Source organism: Kitasatospora sp. NPDC054768 (genome assembly GCF_053612025.1).
Genome location: NZ_JBSHBN010000187.1, coordinates 1 through 3,566, shown reverse-complemented (window position 1 = coordinate 3,566; position 3,566 = coordinate 1). Strand labels below are relative to the sequence as shown.

The window sequence follows — 3,566 nt, the reverse complement described above, 5'->3', positions numbered from 1 at the left end:
CGGCTCGGTTGTGGGCGTCTTGCCCCTGTTAGTGTGGGCGCTTGTACGCCTGTGGGGGGCTTTGGGGGGGCGCCGCCACAGCCCGCCCACCACACCTGCCTGACCAGGGCCGTCCGGGATGGACGGCCCTGCTGCGTTTCCCCGCAGGACGGGTTCCTCGCCCCGGACGGCCGCCACCGCCGCCGCACCGAGGAGAGAGACCTTGACCACCGCCGCCGCCGTGACCACCACTGCGACCACCGCTTCCGCGCGCACAGCTTCCGGGAGCACAGCCTCCGCGACCACCGCTCTCGCGACCGCCGCCGCCGACACGTCCGTTCCGTCCGCCCCGGTCGACGATCCGACCGCCCACCGCGTCCTCACCGGGGACCGGCCCACCGGACCGCTCCACCTCGGCCACTACTTCGGCACCCTGCGCAACCGGGTCCGGCTTCAGGACCAGGGAGTCGAGATGTTCGTCGTGGTCGCCGACTACCAGGTCATCACCGACCGCGACCTCGCCGACCGGCTCGCCGAGCACACCGAGAACCTCGTCCTCGACTACCTCGCCGCCGGCCTCGACCCCGAGCGGGCGACGATCTTCCCGCACAGCGCCGTCCCCGCCCTCAACCAGCTGCTGCTCCCCTTCCTCAGCCTGGTCAGCGTCGCCGAACTGGGGCGCAACCCCACCGTCAAGGACGAGATCACCCACTCCCGGCAGGCCGCCGTCAGCGGGCTGATGTTCACCTACCCCATCCACCAGGCGGCCGACATCCTCTTCTGCAAGGCCGACCTGGTCCCGGTCGGCCAGGACCAGTTGCCCCACCTCGAAGTCGCCCGCACCGTCGCCCGCCGCTTCAACGAGCGCTACCCGCACGCCGACGGCAGCGCCGTCTTCCCCCGACCGCAGGCCCTGCTCTCCGACGCCCCGATGCTGCTCGGCACCGACGGCGGCAAGATGAGCAAGAGCCGGGGCAACGCGGTCGCCCTCGGCGCCACCGAGGACGAGACCGCCCGGATCATCCGCGGCACCAGGACCGACGCCGACCGCCGGATCGGCTACGACCCGGTCAACCGTCCCGAAGTCTCCAGCCTCGTCCTGCTCGCCGCCCTCTGCCAGGACCGCGCCCCCGAGGCCGTCGCCGAGGAGATCGGCGACGGCGGCGCCGCCGCGCTCAAGCGCACCGTCACGGAGTCCGTCAACGAGTTCCTCCGCCCGATGCGCGCCCGCCGCGCCGAACTCGCCGTCGACCGGGGCCACCTGCGGCAGGTCCTGCGCGACGGCGCCGAGCGGGCCAACGCCGTCGCCGACGCCACCCTCGCCGAGGTCCGGGAGGTGATGGGGGCGGCCATCTGAAGAGCGCTCACCCGCCGGAGCCCGCCGAGGCCGTCCGGACAGCGGACCGCCTCCCGCGGACATCGGCCGGTTGACACGGGGCATATCGTCACCGGGCGGTCGCGGCCACAGCGCGACCGCCCGCACCCCGCTCCCGCGCCCGAAAGGTGGCCCGGCCCATGGACCAGCACCCGACCGCACCCGGCCAGGGGCTGACCCGCCCGCCGCACCTGCGCCCCGGCGACCACATCGCCGTCGTCGCGCCCAGCGGCCCGATCGACGCGGCACGCCTCACCGCCGGGTGCGCGATCCTCCGCTCCTGGGGGCTGCGCGTCACCGTCGCCCCGCACGTCCTCGACACCCACCCCTCCCTCGGCTACCTGGCCGGCACCGACGCGGACCGCGCCGCCGACCTCCGGAACGCCTGGCTCGACCCCACCGTCGACGCCGTCATCTGCGCCCGCGGCGGGTACGGCGTGCACCGCATGGCCGACCTGCTCGACTGGACCGCGATGCGCACCGCCGGGCCCAAGCCGTTCATCGGCTTCAGCGACGTCAGCTCCCTCCACGAGGCGTTCGCCCAGCGCCTCGGCCTCGCCACCCTGTACGGACCGCTGGCCGCCGGGGCCTCCTTCGTCTCCGACGGCCCGACCGCCGAGCACCTCCGCCGCACCCTCTTCGACCCCGCCGCCGTCACCGTCCTCACGTCACCCACCGCCGCCCCGCTCGTCCCCGGCCGGGCCCGCGGCGTCACGGCCGGCGGCTGCCTCCACGTCCTCACCGCCGAGCGCGGCACGCCTGCCGCCCGGGCCTCGTACGAGGGAGGCATCCTGCTGCTCGAAGACGTGAACGAGCACCCCTACCAGCTCGACCGCCTGCTCACCCAGCTCCTGCGCTCCGGTGCCCTCGACGGCGTGGCCGGTGTCGCCCTCGGCTCCTGGGAGGGCTGCGGACGGCCGGAACGGGTCCGGGACGTGATGCTCGACCGGCTCGGCGGGCTCGGCGTCCCCGTGCTCTGGGAACTGGGCTTCGGCCACTGCCCGTCCACCCTCACCGTCCCGCTCGGCGTTCCCGCCCTGCTCGACGCCGACGCCGGCACCCTCACCCTGGACCTGCCCGCCCTCGCCGAACGCTGAGCCGGCTCGGCCCGGCGGCCCCGTGCCCGGCACGGGGCCGCGCCGAGCACGGGCGTGCTCAGTAATACGGGCGCGCTCAGTAAGGTGCGGCCATGAACGAGGACCGCCTCACCGCCCTTGCCCTCGCTTTCCTCCGCGGCCCGGGCAGCAACGCCCGCACGATCCTGGGACTTGCCGGCCCGCCCGGCGCCGGCAAGTCCACCCTGGCCCGCCACTTGGTCGCCGAGGTCGAGCGTGCCGAAGGCCCCGGCACCGCCGCCTACGTCCCGCTCGACGGCTTCCACCTCTCCGGCGCCCAGCTCGACCGCCTCGGCCTGACCCACCGCAAGGGCGCCCCGGTCACCTTCGACGCCCACGGCTACCTCGCCCTGCTGCGCCGCATCGCCGGCGACCGGTTCCAGGACATCTACGTCCCGGACTTCGACCGCACCCTGGACGAACCGGTCGCCGCCCGCCACGTGGTCCGCCCGCACACCCGGCTCGTCATCACCGAGGGCAACTACCTCGCCTCCGCCGACACGCCCTGGTCCGATGCCCGCCGACTCCTGCGCGAGCTCTGGTACGTGCACACGGATGACGAGGTCCGCGAGGAGCGTCTGCTCCGGCGGCACCGCGACGGCGGCCGCGACGAGGCCACCGCGCGCCAGTGGGTCACCGGCAACGACCACCCCAACGGCGCGTACGTGAAGCCCGGGCGGGCGCTCTGCACCCGCACCGTCTCCGGGACGGGTTTGCCTTCGACCCCGGACAGGGGTAGTGTTTCCTAGTCGCTCGGCAGGGAGCACCGGACACGCATCGGCGCGGACGGTCCCGGAGCGGCCAATCCCCAGAAACACCACTTCCGGTTCGTGCCGGTCGTTTTCGCTTTTCGCGTCTCGACCTGGTGCTTATTCGGCGTGCGCGTTTTATCGGATTGCGGTCGGATTCGCTTTTCGGAGCGGGGATCGGCTAGAGTTTGAAACGTCGGACAGGGCGTCAAGCCCTGGAAGACACCGGCGAGTTGGATGAACGAAGCCCCGGAAACGGAGCGGAAAGCGTCTGATAAGCTGGAAACACGAAAGAACGAAGCCCGGAGGGTCCGCTGGAAGGCGGTCCGAAGGAAGCGTCCGTTCCTT

Annotated in this window: 3 protein-coding genes; all 3 read left to right on the top strand. The window is 73.2% G+C overall.

The annotated features are described in order from the left end of the window. The first annotated feature begins 202 nt into the window (after nt 1–202). The 3 genes from trpS (at nt 203) to ACWGKU_RS35670 (ending at nt 3,218) form a co-directional block, all read left to right on the top strand. Nucleotides 203–1,336 (top strand): tryptophan--tRNA ligase, encoded by a 1,134-nt coding sequence (trpS, locus tag ACWGKU_RS35680; protein ID WP_401054901.1) that lies wholly within the window; start codon nt 203–205, stop codon nt 1,334–1,336. A 158-nt stretch (nt 1,337–1,494) separates the two neighbouring features. After that, nucleotides 1,495–2,451, top strand: a complete 957-nt coding sequence (locus ACWGKU_RS35675) for a S66 peptidase family protein (protein ID WP_452179033.1) — start codon at nt 1,495–1,497, stop codon at nt 2,449–2,451. 92 nt (nt 2,452–2,543) lie between these two features. After that, the gene (locus ACWGKU_RS35670) at nt 2,544–3,218 is read left to right on the top strand and encodes a nucleoside/nucleotide kinase family protein (protein ID WP_380552672.1); all 675 of its coding nucleotides are present in this window, start codon (nt 2,544–2,546) and stop codon (nt 3,216–3,218) included. The last annotated feature ends 348 nt before the right edge of the window (nt 3,219–3,566 follow it).